Consider the following 15687-nt stretch of genomic DNA (forward strand, 5'->3'; position numbering starts at 1 on the left):
GAGTGTCATGGACAAGCTGCTCGCATTGAAGATGTTCGTCCAGGCTGTGGATTCGAAGGGCTTTTCTTCTGCCGCTCGACAGTTAGGCCTGGCGACGTCTTCTGTGACTCGGATGATCGATGGGCTTGAGGCGGAACTAGGCGCTGTCCTGCTTAATCGATCCACGCGTCAAATCTCATTATCAGATGCCGGGGCCGCCTACTACTTGAAAGCGCGGGAGGTGCTGAATGCTGTCGCCGAGGCGGATGCCTCGGTCACTGACCGCGGAGAACTCCCTGCGGGCCATCTTCGTATTTCCGTGCCTGTAGCGTTGGGGCGCCGCCTGATTGCGCCGCATATTGCCTCGCTGTTGAAGCGATACCCTCAACTTGTGTTGGACATGACGCTCTCCGATGACATCGTCGAACTACTGGGGGAACGCGTCGATCTGGCGATCCGATTGGGATCGGCAGCAGCCATGGATGGTGTCGTCAGTCGTCCCGTCGGTCATTTCAGACGCCGGGTTGTGGCCAGTGCCGAGTACCTGAATGCACATGGTTTTCCTGAACATCCCATGGACCTCATGCAACACGAGTGTCTGCGTTTTAGTTACGGCCCAAAGCAGCAGGTGTGGACTTTCTTAAAGGAAGGTGAGGAGACTCGGGTACCGATTGAGGGGCGCTTCAAAAGCAACAATGCGGAAGTTTTACGTGAGGTTGCGCTGGCGGGTGGCGGGGTGGCTCTGTTACCTGACTGGCTCGTCAACGACGATATTGGCAGCGGTGATTTGACGTCATTGTTCGAGTCCTTTGTTATCAATCCGAACGATGCCAGTTCGGCCATTTCTGCGTTGTATCTTCCCAATCATCGTGGCTCCAAACGCGTCAATGCGTTTATCGATTTCATCAGCGAATTGCTCGGGCCTGAAGGCTTGGCCGAGCGCTGATCGCCTCATTGCTGTTTTCGCATGTTTGATCCACGACGTAACGAACCTCTTTCACCGTGTGGCACGGCAGATCCCGGAGATTTGAATGAGCACTGCGACATTGCATTACGTCTACGACCCGTTCTGTGGCTGGTGCTATGGGGCGGCGCCGATGATCACGGCGGCCACCGCTATTCCTGGCCTGGAAATTCAGGCCCATGGCGTGGGCATGCTCTCGGGGGACAAAAGCAAGTTGATGTCGGGTGAGTGGCGCGATTTTGTTCGTCCTCACGAAGCCCGGATTACGGCATTCAGCAAACAGACCTTCGCGGACGCCTATGTTCAAGGCGTACTGGAACATGAAAATGTCCAGCTGGACTCTTCACCACCGATTGCAGCGATGTTGACCGCTCAACAGCTGTCCGGACGTGGCATCGAAATGCTCAAACGCCTGCAAATTGCCTACTACCAAGAAGGTCAGGCCATTGCTGACCGAGGGGTAATCGCCGGCATTGCCAATGAGCTTGGGTTTGAACCCGAATCGTTTATGGCAACTTTTGATTTGATCACGGCAGACTCATTGCAAGACCACATCAAGCGCAGCAACGAGATGCTTGAAGCTCTGAATGCGCGCGGCTTTCCGGCATTTGCGCTGGAGATCGACGGCCAAATGGAAGTGTTGGCCATGGGGCATTATTTAAGCCGACCTGCGTTGTTCAAGAAGGATATTGAAAGTCGTCTGGCCAAATAGGTGTGGTTCATAGCCAGTGCATTCTTTTGTTTTGTATGATGCCTTAATGAAGCTCCAGCGAGGCGTTATGCAAGACTCAAAAGATAGAGACGAGAACGAGTCGGGAAAATCAGCGAAATCAGCAGACCCCGTCAAATCGACGACTCGACGCCTTTCGCCTGAGGTCAGGGAAAAGCAAATCGTGCAGAAAGCTATCGAGCATTTTGCGACGTGCGGATTCTCGGGCAGTACCCGTGAGCTGGCGCGACAACTGGATATTACCCAACCGTTACTCTATCGATATTTCCCCAGCAAAGAGGCACTGATAGACCGCGTGTACGACGAGGTATATCAGTGGGATTCCTCGTGGGAGGCGATGATCAAGGATCGCTCCGAACCCCTTCAGTCTCGCCTGGTTCATTTCTACACCTCATACGCTCGTGTGATTCTGCGGCGAGAGTGGATTCGTATCTTCGTATTCGCCGGGCTGACACGTGAAGGTATCAATGATCGGTATCTGGCTAAATTGCGTGAGCGGGTCTTCATCCCTGTCATTGCAGAAATCCGCCAGACTCATGGATTGGCGCCATCCTCAGGTGACACGATCAATGAAAAAGAGCTCGAGCTGATCTGGAGTCTGCATGCCAGCATTTTCTATATCGGTGTTCGCAAATGGATTTACGATCTTCCAGTGACTGAGGACATAGATGCGCTGATCGAGCAAATGGTCGATGCGTTCCTTAACGGCAGTCCCCACGTACTGCAGCAAGTCGATAACGATTTGGGTAAGAAGCCTCGCTTGAATTGATCGGTTTCGATTTCCTGTTTGTTGCCTCCTGATCGCCTATTTTGCCCTGCTTTTTTGTCGACCACTCATCACCTGTTTCAGCCTTCAACTGAGCGGGTGAGGAGGGGTTTCCGCGCACCATCCTGCTCTGAAAAGCCCTTTCCCAACGCCTGAAGCCCGTTCGCTGTTGGCGACGCCACAGCGTGGCTCAAGCCTGTCCTCAAAAATTTGATCCGCCACCTATTTACTTCAATTTCAGCTGGTCGTATTGTTTATCAACTGATAAATAAATACAAAAAAACTGTTGGAGGCACCATGCAAGTCGTGAAGCTCGCTCACTACTCGATCCGGTCGTTCGACCTGGAAAAGTCCAGTCGATTCTATGAAAGGGTCCTCGGTTTTACTCCTGGCTACCGGCCGCCATTCGATTTCCCTGGCGTTTGGTTGTACATGGGCGGTGATGAGAAGGACTTCGGCACGGTCCACATTATCGGGATTGATCCTTCCAATCCTGAAGGCCTGAAAAAATACCTGGGCGATAAAGAAATCCCGCTGACAGGCACTGGGACGGTTGATCACATTGCTTTTTTGGTCACCGGCCTGGTCGAGTTCTGGGACGTCTTCAAAGCCGAAGGGATTGCGTGGCGCGATCGCACCGTGCCGAGTCTAGGCCTGCATCAAGTGTTCATCGAAGATCCGTCTGGTGTCACCATCGAGCTCAATTTCCCGGCTTCCGAGATCGATGCTGTGGGTTCTTACGCCTCCCATGCCTCTGCAACGGTGGGAGAGCAGCCATGATGAACGCCTCGAACAAGCCCCGCGCCATAGTCGTGGGCGGCTCGCTGGGCGGCCTGTTTGCAGCAAATATGCTGTTGCGCAACGGTTGGGACGTTGAGGTCTTCGAACGCGTTCCGGATGAACTCGCTGGACGAGGCGCAGGGATCGTTACACACCCTGAGTTGTTCGAAGCGATGGCCGCAGCGGGAATTCCCCTCGACGCATCGGTAGGTATCGATGTGCTGTCGCGCGTCACTTTGGCCCAGGACGGCGAAGCCGTACTTGAGAATGCGCTTCCACAAACGTTGACCGCGTGGGGGAAGATGTACCAGGTGCTTCGCTGCGCATTCCCAGACTCACGGTATCGCTGCGGTGGCAGTGTGGTGTCGGTCGAAAGTACTGAAACCCATGCCAGCGTGACATTGGCCGATGGGACGACTCATCAAGCAGACGTCATTGTTGCGGCTGATGGGTTTCGGTCGACGATTCGCCAACATTTTTTACCCGATGTGCACCTGCAATATGCCGGCTATATCGCCTGGCGCGGGTTAGTCGATGAAAGTGCTCTGTCTGACGCTGCCCACGCCGCGCTTTTCGATAAATTCGCGTTTTGTTTGCCCCCGCATGAGCAGATCCTGGGGTATCCAGTTGCCGGGCATTCCAACAGTACCCTTGTCGGCGAGCGCCGTTACAACTTCGTGTGGTACCGCACCAGCGGTGACGATGACTTGAAGGATTTGCTGCGTGATGAAAGCGGTAAACAGTTTGAAGGCGGGATTCCTCCGGCGCTGATACGCCGTGATGTGCTCGACAATATGTACAAGTCCGCAGAGACATTACTGGCCCCGCAGTTTGCCGAAGTCGTTAAGAAAGCTGCTCAGCCGTTATTCCAGCCAATTTACGACCTGGAAGTACCGAAGATGAATTTTGGCCGTGTTGCATTGCTCGGCGACGCGGCATTCGTGGCGCGTCCCCATTGTGGGATGGGCGTTACCAAGGCCGCCGGTGATGCGTTGGCAATCGTGGACGCACTTGCGCGACATGCAACGGTTGAAGAGGCATTGGCGGACTACAGCGAGCGGCGCTGTCGTTTCGGCGCCTCGATTGTTCAGCACGCCAGGCATCTTGGCGCGTATATGCAGGCGCAACTGAAAAGCGAGGAAGAGCGTGACATGGCGGAGTTGTACCGGACTCCGGAAGCCGTGATGCGTGAGACTGCAGTGCCCGTGAAGTTTTAACTCAGCCACAAGCCATTTGCTGGAGATCACCATGGAACATGCATATCCGCAAGACGGTGGCCCGACCATGTCCGCTGAACAGGTTGACGACACTATTCAAAACCCGATTCTCGAAAATACGGAGTTTCGTGCTTTGGTAAAACAGCGCCGACTATTTTCGTGGAGCATGACGGCGCTTATGCTCGCCGTCTATTTTGGTTTTATTCTTTCCCTGGCCTTTATACCTGCCCGTTTGGGTACGCCTATCACAGAAGGGCAGCCGATGACGTGGGGCGTGCCAATCGGTTTTGGAATGCTCGCTTTCACGACTCTCCTCGTTGCTGTCTATGTCTGGCGCACTAACACCTGCTACGACCCTAAAATAAAAACAATTATCAGGAGCTTCAACAAATGAAGCGTCTACTTATTACAATCTCCGCCATGCTTGCTTCGGTAACGGTATACGCGGCCGATATCCCTGGCGCCGTACAAAAACATAATCCCATTGCCATCGGCATGTTTTTGGCCTTCGTTATTTTCACGCTGTTCGTCACCCGGTGGGCGGCACGCAAAAACAATAGCGTCGCGGATCACTATGCCGCAGGAGGAAAAATTACCGGCTTCCAGAATGGCTGGGCTATCGCTGGCGACTACATGTCTGCGGCGTCTTTGCTGGGCATCTCCGCCTTGGTTTTCACCAGTGGATTTGATGGGCTGATTTACTCGATCGGCTTCCTTGCCAGTTGGCCGATCATTCTGTTTCTGATTGCGGAGCCACTGCGAAACCTGGGGCGCTACACCCTGGCAGATGTACTGTCCTATCGGTTGAAACCGCGGCCCATACGAGCATTTTCAGCCTCCAGTTCCATTGTGATCGTGTTGCTTTACCTGGTTTCTCAACTGGTAGGTGCCGGAAAACTAGTGGAGTTGCTGTTTGGTTTCGATTACACCGCAGCAGTGCTTCTAGTGGGCACGCTAATGGTGATTTATGTTTTCTTTGGCGGGATGTTAGCAACCACCTGGATTCAGATTATCAAGGCCGTATTACTGCTGACCGGCTGCGTCTTCATGGCTTTCATGGTGCTGTCCCAATTCGGATTCAGCCTGAACCAGCTGTTTACTCAAGCGACCCAGGTGCATCCTTCCCATGTCGCAATCATGAGTCCAGGCGGTCTGATCAGCGACCCGGTGTCTGCGATTTCCCTAGGCCTGGCATTAGTCTTCGGCACGGCAGGCCTTCCACATATTCTCATGCGGTTTTTCACTGTCGGTAACGTTAAGGCCGCACGCCAAAGTATTCTTTATGCCACCGGTCTTGTCGGCATAGGGTATGCCCTGATCGTAATCATCGGCTTCGGCACTATCGCCTTGGTTGCCAGCAATCCGGCCTATCACGATGCATCAGGGGGAATATCAGGCGGCGTTAATATGGTTGCGATTCACCTCGCACACAACGTAGGCGGTAATGTGTTCCTAGGGTTTATGTGTGCTGTGTCGTTCTCGACGATATTGGCGGTGGTGGCTGGGCTCACCCTTGCAGGCTCGTCTGCTGTTTCGCATGACCTCTATGCACATGCCTTGCGCCGGGGCACCGCCAGCGACCGTGAAGAGATGCGCGTCTCTCGCGTTACAACCATCGTGTTGGGGGTGTTGTCGATTCTATTGGCCATTGCTTTTGAAAAACAGAACATCGCATTTATTGTGAGCTTAACGTTCTCCATCGCCGCAAGTTCCAACTTCCCCGTGCTGTTATTGTCGATTTACTGGAAGGGCCTGACGACACGTGGCGCCGTGATTGGCGGATCGCTGGGGCTGGTATCAGCCATTACCCTATGCATTCTTAGCCCGACCGTGTGGGTCAAGATCCTCCATAATCCGCAAGCCTGGTTCCCATACGAATATCCGGCCTTGTTTTCCATGGCCGTAGCATTTGTCGGTATCTTTTGGTTCTCTATTACCGATCGCTCGGTCAGTGCCATAGGTGAGCGCAATCGATTCGAAAATCAGTTGGTCGATTCTGAACTGGGTACGCCGGCAACATGGAGAGCGCTGCTGAAGGCTGATTGATTCGGGTTATTAGTGTTCGCGTTAACTAGTTGCTGCATGAGCTCCAGGCGCTCACGAGCGTGCGCCTGGCTACCGATTCAGACGTTTCGCCGGAATCGGGTGGCTTACTTTTGGCTGAAGGGCATAACGTCGACACCGCCCGGATCGGTCATGACCCCAGCGCATCCTGCCAGCCACGTCGTGCCAGGGGCAGATCGAGCAAACGCTTGCCGGTGGCATCGTTGATGGCATTGCCCAGTGCTGCGGCCATGGGGCCCTGGACGATTTCTGCGGCACCCAGAAATGGCTGATCCGGCTGATCAATCATGTGGACCTCGACCTGTTGCGGTAAATCCGGAAAACGCATGATCGGATAGCCGCTCCAGTCGAAGCTGTGCATGCCGCTGGCGTCATAGAGGATTCGTTCATAGAGCGTCCAACTCGCGGACTGCACGATGCCCCCCTGGATCTGATTGAGCAGCCCGTCGGGGCTGACAATTTGCCCCACGTCGACGGCGGCGACTACGCGATCGATCATCACTTGCCCGGTCTGGCGCTGCACATGCAACTGCACGGCGATCGCGCAGTAACCCATGATGTTTTTGTAGCGGGCAAAGGCGAAGCCGATTCCGCTACCGGGTCCCGTTGCTTTGTGCGGCCAGCGGAACTCAGCGGCCACGCGCTCCACCACCGCCCGTGCTCGCGGATCGCTCAAGTGATTCAGACGAAATTGCACCGGGTCGATGGTGGCCCTAGCCGCCAGTTCATCGACGGTGCTCTCGATGGCGAAGATGTTGATATGGGCACCGAGCGAACGCATGGCCGAGGTCCTGAATGGCATGGTCAGCACAAAGTTCATGTCGACCTTCAGGTTGGGTATCTCATACAACGGAACGGCATTACGGTCGCCGTCACCTTCGGGCTGAGCAATCGGCACCGAAGGTGCCGGGGTGAAGGGATTGGCCAACAGCCACGCCGGCAACAGGCGCCCGGCATTGACGATACGTTCGTTGTGCGGGGTGCTCCAGAGCTCGTATTTCCAGTCACGAAGACGCCCACTGTCGTCCAGTCCCGCTTCCACCTCGGCAAGCATGGCCGAGCTGTACGGCTCCCAGAGGTTTTCCTGTTCGCGCATCCATTGCACCCGTATCGGCTTGCCGGGAATGGCCATGGCAATCAGCGCGGCATCGGCGGCGGCGTCATCGGCGCCGTTGTGGCCATAGCAACCGGAACCTTCCGCGTGGATGCAACGCACCTGAGCCACTGGCAGGCCGACCATCTCGGCGATACCCGCGCGCAGAGGGTAGACACCTTGGGTATGGGTCCAGACGGTCAATGTTCCATCCTTGAACCAGGCCACTGCGCAGGAGGGCCCGATGGAGCCGTGCATCAGGTATTGCTTGGTCACCCGGGCCTTGTAAGCACGCGGCAGCGGTTGCGGGAGGTCACCCTTGGCGCTCACCGGATAGCGCCGCGCCGGTAATTCGGTGAGGAGTTGATGGATGTGTGTCGAGTCAGGCAGCGGGTTACCTTCTGTCCAGCGGGCCTTGGCGTAGCCCTCGCGCATCGCTTTGACCGCCAGCCATTCATCGGTGGCGACCACGGCGAGGTAGCTGCCATTGCGGACCAGTTTCACCTCGCCGGGAAGTTGCCTGAGGGCGGCCTCGTCGATCTCCAGAAGCTGACTGCCGCGCCGGGGCGGGCGTATCACCCGGGCGTGCAGCATATCGGGCAGCCGCATGTCCTGCACATAGGCCGCACCGCCGCTGACTTTGGCCGGGATGTCCAGCCGAGGTAACGATTTGCCGATCAGGGTGAAGCTGCCAGCTGGCTTGAAGGGCGAGTTGGCCGACGCAAAGCGATGCAGTTGAACCCCCACCACTGCCTGTGCGTAGGTCATGCTGCGGCCTTGTGTATCGTAGATCACCGCATCCCGCGTGGTCAGGCTGTCGATGCTGCGCTGCCATTGCCGTGCTGCGGACTCGAGTAACAACTGCCGCACCTGGGCCGCGGCGTTGAACAGTGCAGTGCCGCTGTCGACGATCGTATGGCTGCCGGCGGTGTAACCTTCATTGGGTGTCAGTGCAGTGTCGGCAGTGAGAAAACGGATGAGCCCAGGTGACACTTCAAGGCGTTCGGCGGCGATCTGCAGGAGCGCAGTTTTAACACCCGTGCCCAGTTCCACTTTGCCGGTGTAGACGGTGATGCCATCTTTCGCATCAATGCGGATCCAGGCGTCCAGATAGGGCGTGGCCCGCAGGCTGCCGGGCAGATCAGGCGCCAGGATTGTCGTACCCAAGGTGTCCACCTCGGTGTCAGCGAAGGCCCGGGGAATACCTGGAAGCATCGCGAACCCCATCACCAAAGCCCCGTTTATCACGAAGGCGCGGCGGCTCAGATTGACGTTTTGCGTGGGGGTTTTCATACCTTGCCTCCCTGCGCGACAACCGACTTGATCGCGGCGAAGATCCGCACGTGGGTGCCGCAGCGGCATAAATTCGGTGCCATGTGGCGGCGGATCGTTTCATCGTCCGGATGAGGGTTGGCCTCCAGCAGCGCCTGCGCCCTCACGATCATTCCCGCGATGCAATAACCACACTGGGCGGCCTGTTCATCGATAAAGGCTTTCTGCAACGGCCCCGGTTGGTCGACGCTGCCCAGGCTCTCGACGGTGCGTACCGATTTGCCCGCCAGTGCGCCGCACGGCGTCAGGCAGGAAAACACCGGCTTGTCGTTCACTAACACGGTGCACGCGCCGCACTGACCCAGGCCGCAGCCGTATTTGGCGCCATTGAGCCCCACCTGGTTGCGCAAGGCATATAGCAGGGGCATGTCGTCCGCGATGTCCAGTTCGTGAGTCTTGCCGTTGATGTCAAGTGTGATCACGGTTGCTGCTCCTGAGCCCGAATACTTTTGATTGTCTTGTCGAGATCCGTCCAGGGTCGGTTTGCACAGCTTTCATTGCGCAAGTACTCGGCAAGTGCGGCTACATGGGTGTCGTCCAGGTTGTGGGCGAAGGCAGGCATGTAGTGGCTGGAAGCGGCGCTGGACATCGGGATGCCCTGCAGGATGGTCTGGATCAAATTGCGTGGCGAGTCCGCCCTCACCGCCGAGGTGTTCGCCAGTGCCGGCCGCGATTCAATGACGCGCATCGGCGCCGCGCGGCCATGGCAACTCGCGCAGGCCCCCTCGAACAACGCGGCGCCCCGCAGCGCCGTGGCGCTGGGCTTGACCCCAGAGGTGCAGGGCGGCGATGGGGCATCCGATGAAGTCTTCTTGAGGTCAAGAATGTACTGCGCGATGGCATGCGCGTCTTCCGCCGGCAATTGCGCGATGCTCAGGCTGACCGGCAACATCGGGCCCGCCGCTGCGCCATGTCCTTCGGCGACCTCGCCCGTCAGATAGGCGACCAACTGGGCTTCATTCCAGGGGTGTTGTGCCTCGGTCATTCCGCGCAGGGCAGGAGCTGTCCAGCCGTCGACGACGCCACCGTTGAACAGTTCGCTGCCTTTCTCCCCACCAATCAGATTCAGGGGCGAATGGCACGACGAACAGTGCCCCGCGCCTTCGACCAGATAACGTCCGCGGTTCCATTGTGCTGATCGGTTGGGAAGTGGTTCCAGCGGATCCCCATGCAGGAACAGTAAGTTCCAGAAAGACACCAGCGGACGGAAGTTCATGGGGAAGACCATATGATTTTCCGGTGCGGTGTATTTGATCGGGTCCACACTCATCAGGAAGGCATAGGCGTCGGCAATATCGGCATCGCTCAGCTTCCGGTAATGCACGTAGGGGAAGGCCGGATAGAGAAAGTGGCCGTCACGCGCGATGCCTTCACGCATGGCCCGTTCAAAGGCGTCCAGCGACCACTGACCGATACCGGACTGCGGGTCCGGGGTGATGTTGGTGGTGAAGAGGGTTCCGAAGGGCGTTACCAGCGGCAACCCACCGGCCATGTAGGCGCCCCCTGGCCGTGTGTGACAGACCGCACAGTCGCCCGCTTCGACCACGCGGCGGCCTCTGTCCAGCGTCTCGCGATCAGCATTCAGGTGTTGGCTGACAGTGGCAATTTCCGGCCTCCACATCATCCAGAACGCAAAGCCTAACCCCGCGACGCCGATTGCCAGAACGGCACCGATGATCGTCTTGCGCTTCATCGCCTTACCTCTCGAGCTGAATTAACGACAGATTTTTCAATCCGCCGCGTGCGATGGGCGGCGATTTTCCATGTCGTGAGCTTAGAGAGGGCGCTTGTGATGGAGTACCCCATCAAGGCGCAACGCTACATTGCGCCAGGCGCAACGGCGGCAGAATTAACAACCGTTAACTCGCGCAGGGTGCGCCGATGTCCAAAGATAGGCGCTCAAGGAGCGTAATGACGGAAGGGGTTTCATGGACAAGCTGCTCGCACTGAAAATATTCATCCAGTCAGTAGATTCCAAGGGCTTTTCGTCTGCCGCCAGGCAACTCAATCTGGCGACCTCTTCAGTCACCAGAATGATCGACAGGCTTGAGGATGACCTGGGTGCCGTGCTGCTGAATCGATCTACCCGGCGAGTCACGTTGACCGATGCCGGTAGTGTGTACTACCTGAAAAGCCGGGATATTCTGAGCGCCATGGCTGACGCTGACGAGTCAGTTTCGGACCGCGGTGAAGTGCCCGCGGGACAGTTGCGTATCTCCGTGCCCGTGGCGTTTGGACAGCGTCTTATTGCCCCTCATATCGGCGCGCTTTTAGCGCGCTATCCCCTGCTCGTACTGGATATGACGCTATCGGACGACATCGTCGATCTGCTCGGCGAACGCATCGATCTATCGATCCGGCTGGGGTCGCCAGCGGCGATGGAAACGCTGGTCAGCCGCTGCATCGGCAACTTTCGCCGCCGCGTAGTCGCCAGCGCCGAGTACCTGAACGCTCGAGGATTTCCCGACCGACCCATGGACCTCATGCAGCACGAGTGCATGTGCTTCAACTATGGCGCGCCACAGCAGTTCTGGACATTTACAGAGCAGGGCCAAGAGCTGCGCGTGCCCGTCGAAGGGCAATTCAAGAGCAACAATGCCGAGGTCCTGCGCGAAGTGGTGCTGGCCGGGTGCGGGGTGGCGCTGTTACCCGATTGGTTGGTCAATGATGACGTCGACAGTGGTCGACTCACTGCCTTGTTCGACGCTTTTGTCGTCAATCCGAACAGCGCCAGTTCAGCGATCTCGGCTTTGTACCTGCCCAATCATCGCGGCTCGAAACGTATCAATGCGTTCATTGATTTCCTCACCGAATTGCTCAAGTCGCAAACACAGCCGACGACGTGATCGGTGCATCGTTGCGTTTTGCGAAAAGCTACGTTGTGCAGCAGGTGGATTCTCTGTCGGCGCTCCGGCACCTACCTTGGGGGGGTGAAACATTCAACCACGGAGACCGTCATGAGTTTGCATTCATCCAAAATTCAGGTGACTTACGACTTCATCTGCCCATGGTGCTGGATCGGTGAGGAAAATCTTGAACGCGCGCTGGCCGCTTCGGGTTTTTCAACGGACCGCCCAATCAGTTTCCTGCCTTATCAGTTGAACCCGGACATGCCGGTTCGAGGCATGGATCGCAAAGCCTATCGCTCTGGCAAGTTCGGCAGCTGGGCGCGTAGCCAGGCGATGGACGCACAGGTCACCCACGCCGGTAAGGCCGTCGGCCTTGAGTTCGATTATGAGCGCGTCGAAAAAACCCCCAACACCCTGGCCGCGCATCGGTTGGTATGGCGCGAGCAACAGGCGGGTCGAGACGCTTCCTTGCTGGTCAAGGCCATTTTCAAAGCGTACTTCAGCGAAGGGCGGGATATCGGCGACCTCACTGTGCTGGCCGACATCGCTGTCGAAACCGGGCTGGACCGAGAGGTCATTGTCGACTTTCTCAAGGCCGATGAAGGCACCGCTGAAGTCTTGAAGCTCGAAGCCCAAACCAAGGCGTCCGGTGTGCGCTCGGTGCCGAGTATCCAGATCGCAGATGACGTGATCAGTGGCGCGCAGCCCATCGAAATAATGATCCAGATACTGAAGCGAAGCCAAGCCGCCTGAGGCGGTTTTTCAATCCCAATCCATTCAGGACATCATCATGACTCATCACTTGTTCAGCCCTATCAAACTCGGCCAATTCACCCTCGATCACCGCGTCGTCATGGCGCCTCTGACTCGCTCGCGAGCGGGGCAACCTGGCAACGTACCGACATCGATGAACGTCGAGTACTACCGTCAGCGTGCCAGTGCTGCATTGATCATTACCGAGGCTACACAGATTTCGCAGCAGGGCCAGGGTTACGCCTGGACGCCCGGCATCCATAGCGACGAGCAGATTCAGGGCTGGAAGGCTGTCAGCGAAGCCGTACACGCAGAAGGCGGGCGCATTTTCCTGCAGCTCTGGCATGTGGGGCGAGTGTCGCACCCGGTGTTCCAGCCTAACGGCGGCTTGCCGGTGGCACCGACCGCGCAGCCAGTGCCCGGCAAGACCTTCATCCTGAATGAAGAGGGCGAAGGCGTATGGGGTGATGTACCTGTCCCTCAGGCGCTGGACATTCCTGGGATCGAAGCGATCGTTGCCGACTTCCGCAGGGCCGCTCGCAACGCGATTCTGGCCGGTATGGATGGTGTGGAAATTCACGCGGGCAACGGCTACCTGCTCGACCAATTCATCAACAGCGCCAGCAATCAGCGAAGTGATCGCTACGGGGGAAGTATCGAAAACCGTGCGCGGTTGCTGCTTGAAGTCGTGGAAGCCGTGACCGCGGAAGTAGGTGCAGAACGTGTTGCTGTCCGCCTGACACCGATGGGACGTTTCATGGGAATGGGCGATGACACCCCGGAACAAACCTTTGGCTACATCGCATCCCGGCTCAATCACTGGAATCTCGCTTATCTGCACCTGGTAGAACCGATGATGGTCGGCACAGTGCTCGATGAAAGTAACGATCCACGCTGGGACGCGATCATCAAGCAACTGCGTACTGACTTCCACGGCGTTCTGATGTTGGCGGGTGGCTACTCCGGCGAAACGGCCGAACAGGCCATTGCGCAGGGCCGTGCAGACCTCATTGCGTTTGGTCGCCCGTTCATTGCCAACCCCGACTTACCGGCTCGCTTGCGTGGTCGCAACGAACTCAACGTGGCTGACGGCAACAGCTTTTTTGGCGGCGACGCCAAGGGGTACATCGACTATCCGGTGTTGGCATAACGCAACGGTAAACCGCAGCTGCGGGAATCACCCTGCAACGAGGAGAAAGGTAATGAAGAGTTCAGGCGTTCCAAAGGCCTTGGTCATTGGTGGTTCCCTGGGCGGGCTGTTCGCCGCCACGGCGTTACGCGCGATTGGTTGGCAGGTCGATATTTACGAGCGATCCCCTGCGGCGATGGATAGTCGTGGCGGGGGCATCGTTCTGCAAGCGGACGTCCTGCACCATTTTCGTTATGCGGGCATTCATCCGGCAGGTGCGCTCGGCGTCCGGTCCCATGATCGTCTCTATCTGGATCGAGAGGGTAGCGTCGTGCATAAAGAGCCGATGCCGCAAACCCAGACGTCCTGGAACACACTGTACAGCTCATTATTTTCTGCATTTGCTGCTGAGCATTATCACCGTGGCAAGACGTTGGTGGATCTGACTCAGAATGAACACCGGGTGACTGCGATTTTTGCCGACGGCAGCACTGCCGAGGCAGACCTGCTGATTGGCGCTGATGGCTCGGGTTCAACCGTGCGAAGCGTGGTGTTGCCTGGAACAGTACCCAGCTATTCGGGGTATGTGGTGTGGCGCGGGCTGGTCGATGAAGAGCAACTTCCAGACTTCGCCAAAATGCAGCTTTACGAGGACTTTGTTTTTCAACAAGACCCTGAATCGCTGATGCTGGAATACATGGTGCCGAGCGTGAATGGCTCCGTTAATCCGGGCGAGCGTCGGTTCAATTGGCTGTGGTACCTGAAAGCTGCGCAAGGGGCGGAACTGGACGCTGTGCTCACTGACAGCGATGGCCGTCGGCGTAGTCACTCCATTCCACCCGGAGCCTTGGCCGCTGGGCAGGATGCTTACATACGGGGAATGGGTGAGCGGCAGGCGAACCCGGCTTTTCGGGAACTGATTCGCCAGACCCAAGATATTTTTGTGCAAGCGATCCTTGATCTCAAAGTTCCTCAGATGGTGTTTGGCCGTGTGCTGTTGACTGGCGACGCCGCTTTTGTGCCGCGTCCTCATACCGCCGGAAGCACGGCCAAGGCAGCCCGCAATGCACTGGCCCTGGCGCAAGCAATCGACGACATCGGCGACCTCGATAAAGCCCTGCTTGCCTGGCAGCACCAACAACTTGCAGAAGGCATGCGTATGGCGGATTGGGGGGTGAGTATGGGCAATCGGATTATGGGGATCGCCCAAGCCTGATGGAGCGGCTCACATCGGACTTATTGGCGAGAGCCTTGCGTTGGCGGGATGAAAGTGGGGTGTGATCGTTGGGCTGTTGCAGTCTTTCTAGACTGAATATAAAAAGAGGAGATTAGCTTCAGATCGAAGCGGTCTCCTCTTTTTTAGCACCTGTAAACTTTGAAGTTTTAACCATTCTGGCAAGCGCCACCGAGTATTTTGTATTGCAGGTCGTGCGTTATACCCTTGTGATCCACATACACCATGTGCGCGTCCACTGGGCCACAAGCGTTGTTTGTGTCCTCTGCTGTAGTGATGTCGATGACCTTGGCGATATCCAGGTGTTCGGAATAATTGTACTGCTCAGGTTCAGGGGCAGAGGCATTGTTGTTGGCGCCATCATGGGCTGAAGCGTATACGCTAAACATCATCAGTGAGGCGAGCATTGCATATTTCATCAGGGTGTCTTCCAGTAAGAGTGAGAGAGGGGACAAGATCTCTTTGTTTGCTTCTGGAGCTGATTATGCTGTCGCCAGGTTGTTTGTAGAAATGCTCAGGCGGGATACTGATTATTACCGAAAATGATGTTTATCCATGTTTGTCTACAGATGGGCCAATATAATTTAATGGGTGTAGTGCTTGCTGTCGGCAATGCGGGTCGGTTGGTTTTTATAGTCTTTTGACTGATTTATTTAAAGTCGTATGGGCCCATGGTTATGATTGATCAGTATTTGTTTATTCGGTTCGATCATCTTGGCTGGGGGCCCGAGCGAACGGCAGAGACGATTTGGTGAAGTCTTGAACGGTTCGCAAAAAAAAGGCCGGTCAAACCGGCC

The 15687-nt window shown here is 56.7% G+C and carries 15 protein-coding genes; 11 read left to right on the forward strand and 4 right to left on the reverse strand.

Features of this window, described 5'->3' with window-relative positions:
* Window positions 1-7 precede the first annotated feature (7 nt).
* The 7 genes from ACVWZP_RS00445 (at window position 8) to ACVWZP_RS00475 (ending at window position 6482) form a co-directional block, all read left to right on the forward strand.
* On the forward strand, window positions 8-925 hold the full coding sequence (locus ACVWZP_RS00445) for a LysR family transcriptional regulator (RefSeq protein WP_017847603.1): 918 nt from the start codon (window positions 8-10) through the stop codon (window positions 923-925).
* Window positions 926-1010: 85 nt separating this feature from the next.
* Complete coding sequence (locus ACVWZP_RS00450) at window positions 1011-1655, forward strand: DsbA family protein (protein WP_046382730.1); 645 nt, start codon at window positions 1011-1013, stop codon at window positions 1653-1655.
* Window positions 1656-1722: 67 nt separating this feature from the next.
* On the forward strand, window positions 1723-2442 hold the full coding sequence (locus ACVWZP_RS00455; protein ID WP_046385219.1) for a TetR/AcrR family transcriptional regulator: 720 nt from the start codon (window positions 1723-1725) through the stop codon (window positions 2440-2442).
* Window positions 2443-2736: 294 nt separating this feature from the next.
* The gene (locus ACVWZP_RS00460; protein WP_057005733.1) at window positions 2737-3219 is read left to right on the forward strand and encodes a VOC family protein; all 483 of its coding nucleotides are present in this window, start codon (window positions 2737-2739) and stop codon (window positions 3217-3219) included.
* Window positions 3216-4436 carry an FAD binding domain-containing protein gene (locus ACVWZP_RS00465; RefSeq protein WP_128192424.1) on the forward strand — a complete coding sequence of 407 codons (1221 nt, stop codon included), beginning with the start codon at window positions 3216-3218 and terminating at the stop codon, window positions 4434-4436. The genes ACVWZP_RS00460 and ACVWZP_RS00465 overlap by 4 nt, the downstream gene beginning before the upstream one ends.
* 31 nt (window positions 4437-4467) lie before the next feature.
* Window positions 4468-4830, forward strand: a complete 363-nt coding sequence (locus ACVWZP_RS00470; RefSeq protein ID WP_046382733.1) for a DUF485 domain-containing protein — start codon at window positions 4468-4470, stop codon at window positions 4828-4830.
* On the forward strand, window positions 4827-6482 hold the full coding sequence (locus tag ACVWZP_RS00475; RefSeq protein ID WP_128192422.1) for a cation acetate symporter: 1656 nt from the start codon (window positions 4827-4829) through the stop codon (window positions 6480-6482). The genes ACVWZP_RS00470 and ACVWZP_RS00475 overlap by 4 nt, the downstream gene beginning before the upstream one ends.
* A gap of 148 nt (window positions 6483-6630) precedes the next feature.
* On the opposite strand, the gene ACVWZP_RS00480 is transcribed toward ACVWZP_RS00475, so the two are convergent.
* From ACVWZP_RS00480 to ACVWZP_RS00490, 3 genes are read right to left on the reverse strand one after another with little or no spacing between them, the layout of a single operon-like run.
* Window positions 6631-8886, reverse strand: coding sequence for a xanthine dehydrogenase family protein molybdopterin-binding subunit (locus ACVWZP_RS00480; protein WP_261754812.1), 2256 nt, complete (start codon window positions 8884-8886; stop codon window positions 6631-6633).
* Window positions 8883-9347 carry a (2Fe-2S)-binding protein gene (locus ACVWZP_RS00485; protein WP_017847599.1) on the reverse strand — a complete coding sequence of 155 codons (465 nt, stop codon included), beginning with the start codon at window positions 9345-9347 and terminating at the stop codon, window positions 8883-8885. The genes ACVWZP_RS00480 and ACVWZP_RS00485 overlap by 4 nt, the downstream gene beginning before the upstream one ends.
* On the reverse strand, window positions 9344-10618 hold the full coding sequence (locus ACVWZP_RS00490; RefSeq protein WP_079444321.1) for a c-type cytochrome: 1275 nt from the start codon (window positions 10616-10618) through the stop codon (window positions 9344-9346). Before ACVWZP_RS00490 ends, ACVWZP_RS00485 begins: the two co-directional genes overlap by 4 nt.
* A gap of 235 nt (window positions 10619-10853) precedes the next feature.
* Here ACVWZP_RS00490 and ACVWZP_RS00495 point away from each other — a divergent pair, with 235 nt between their 5' ends.
* The 4 genes from ACVWZP_RS00495 (at window position 10854) to ACVWZP_RS00510 (ending at window position 14872) form a co-directional block, all read left to right on the forward strand.
* A complete protein-coding gene (locus ACVWZP_RS00495; protein ID WP_457369271.1) occupies window positions 10854-11771 on the forward strand; it encodes a LysR family transcriptional regulator in 918 nt (305 codons plus the stop codon).
* Between the two features lie 111 nt (window positions 11772-11882).
* Window positions 11883-12527 carry a DsbA family oxidoreductase gene (locus ACVWZP_RS00500; RefSeq protein ID WP_046382738.1) on the forward strand — a complete coding sequence of 215 codons (645 nt, stop codon included), beginning with the start codon at window positions 11883-11885 and terminating at the stop codon, window positions 12525-12527.
* Between the two features lie 37 nt (window positions 12528-12564).
* Complete coding sequence (locus ACVWZP_RS00505; RefSeq protein WP_046382739.1) at window positions 12565-13677, forward strand: alkene reductase; 1113 nt, start codon at window positions 12565-12567, stop codon at window positions 13675-13677.
* A 52-nt stretch (window positions 13678-13729) separates the two neighbouring features.
* The gene (locus tag ACVWZP_RS00510; RefSeq protein WP_079444318.1) at window positions 13730-14872 is read left to right on the forward strand and encodes an FAD binding domain-containing protein; all 1143 of its coding nucleotides are present in this window, start codon (window positions 13730-13732) and stop codon (window positions 14870-14872) included.
* A gap of 167 nt (window positions 14873-15039) precedes the next feature.
* Here ACVWZP_RS00510 and ACVWZP_RS00515 read toward each other — a convergent pair whose 3' ends face one another.
* On the reverse strand, window positions 15040-15309 hold the full coding sequence (locus tag ACVWZP_RS00515; protein ID WP_128192417.1) for a DUF2790 domain-containing protein: 270 nt from the start codon (window positions 15307-15309) through the stop codon (window positions 15040-15042).
* Window positions 15310-15687: the final 378 nt, after the last annotated feature.

The organism is Pseudomonas sp. TE36184 (assembly GCF_054060055.1).

Coding starts and splice junctions, on each gene's coding strand:
- ACVWZP_RS00445 (WP_017847603.1), top strand. CDS start 8: ATGGACAAGCTGCTCGCATTGAAGATGTTCGTCCAGGCTGTGGATTCG.
- ACVWZP_RS00450 (WP_046382730.1), top strand. CDS start 1,011: ATGAGCACTGCGACATTGCATTACGTCTACGACCCGTTCTGTGGCTGG.
- ACVWZP_RS00455 (WP_046385219.1), top strand. CDS start 1,723: ATGCAAGACTCAAAAGATAGAGACGAGAACGAGTCGGGAAAATCAGCG.
- ACVWZP_RS00460 (WP_057005733.1), top strand. CDS start 2,737: ATGCAAGTCGTGAAGCTCGCTCACTACTCGATCCGGTCGTTCGACCTG.
- ACVWZP_RS00465 (WP_128192424.1), top strand. CDS start 3,216: ATGATGAACGCCTCGAACAAGCCCCGCGCCATAGTCGTGGGCGGCTCG.
- ACVWZP_RS00470 (WP_046382733.1), top strand. CDS start 4,468: ATGGAACATGCATATCCGCAAGACGGTGGCCCGACCATGTCCGCTGAA.
- ACVWZP_RS00475 (WP_128192422.1), top strand. CDS start 4,827: ATGAAGCGTCTACTTATTACAATCTCCGCCATGCTTGCTTCGGTAACG.
- ACVWZP_RS00480 (WP_261754812.1), bottom strand. CDS start 8,886: ATGAAAACCCCCACGCAAAACGTCAATCTGAGCCGCCGCGCCTTCGTG.
- ACVWZP_RS00490 (WP_079444321.1), bottom strand. CDS start 10,618: ATGAAGCGCAAGACGATCATCGGTGCCGTTCTGGCAATCGGCGTCGCG.
- ACVWZP_RS00495 (WP_457369271.1), top strand. CDS start 10,854: ATGGACAAGCTGCTCGCACTGAAAATATTCATCCAGTCAGTAGATTCC.
- ACVWZP_RS00500 (WP_046382738.1), top strand. CDS start 11,883: ATGAGTTTGCATTCATCCAAAATTCAGGTGACTTACGACTTCATCTGC.
- ACVWZP_RS00505 (WP_046382739.1), top strand. CDS start 12,565: ATGACTCATCACTTGTTCAGCCCTATCAAACTCGGCCAATTCACCCTC.
- ACVWZP_RS00510 (WP_079444318.1), top strand. CDS start 13,730: ATGAAGAGTTCAGGCGTTCCAAAGGCCTTGGTCATTGGTGGTTCCCTG.
- ACVWZP_RS00515 (WP_128192417.1), bottom strand. CDS start 15,309: ATGAAATATGCAATGCTCGCCTCACTGATGATGTTTAGCGTATACGCT.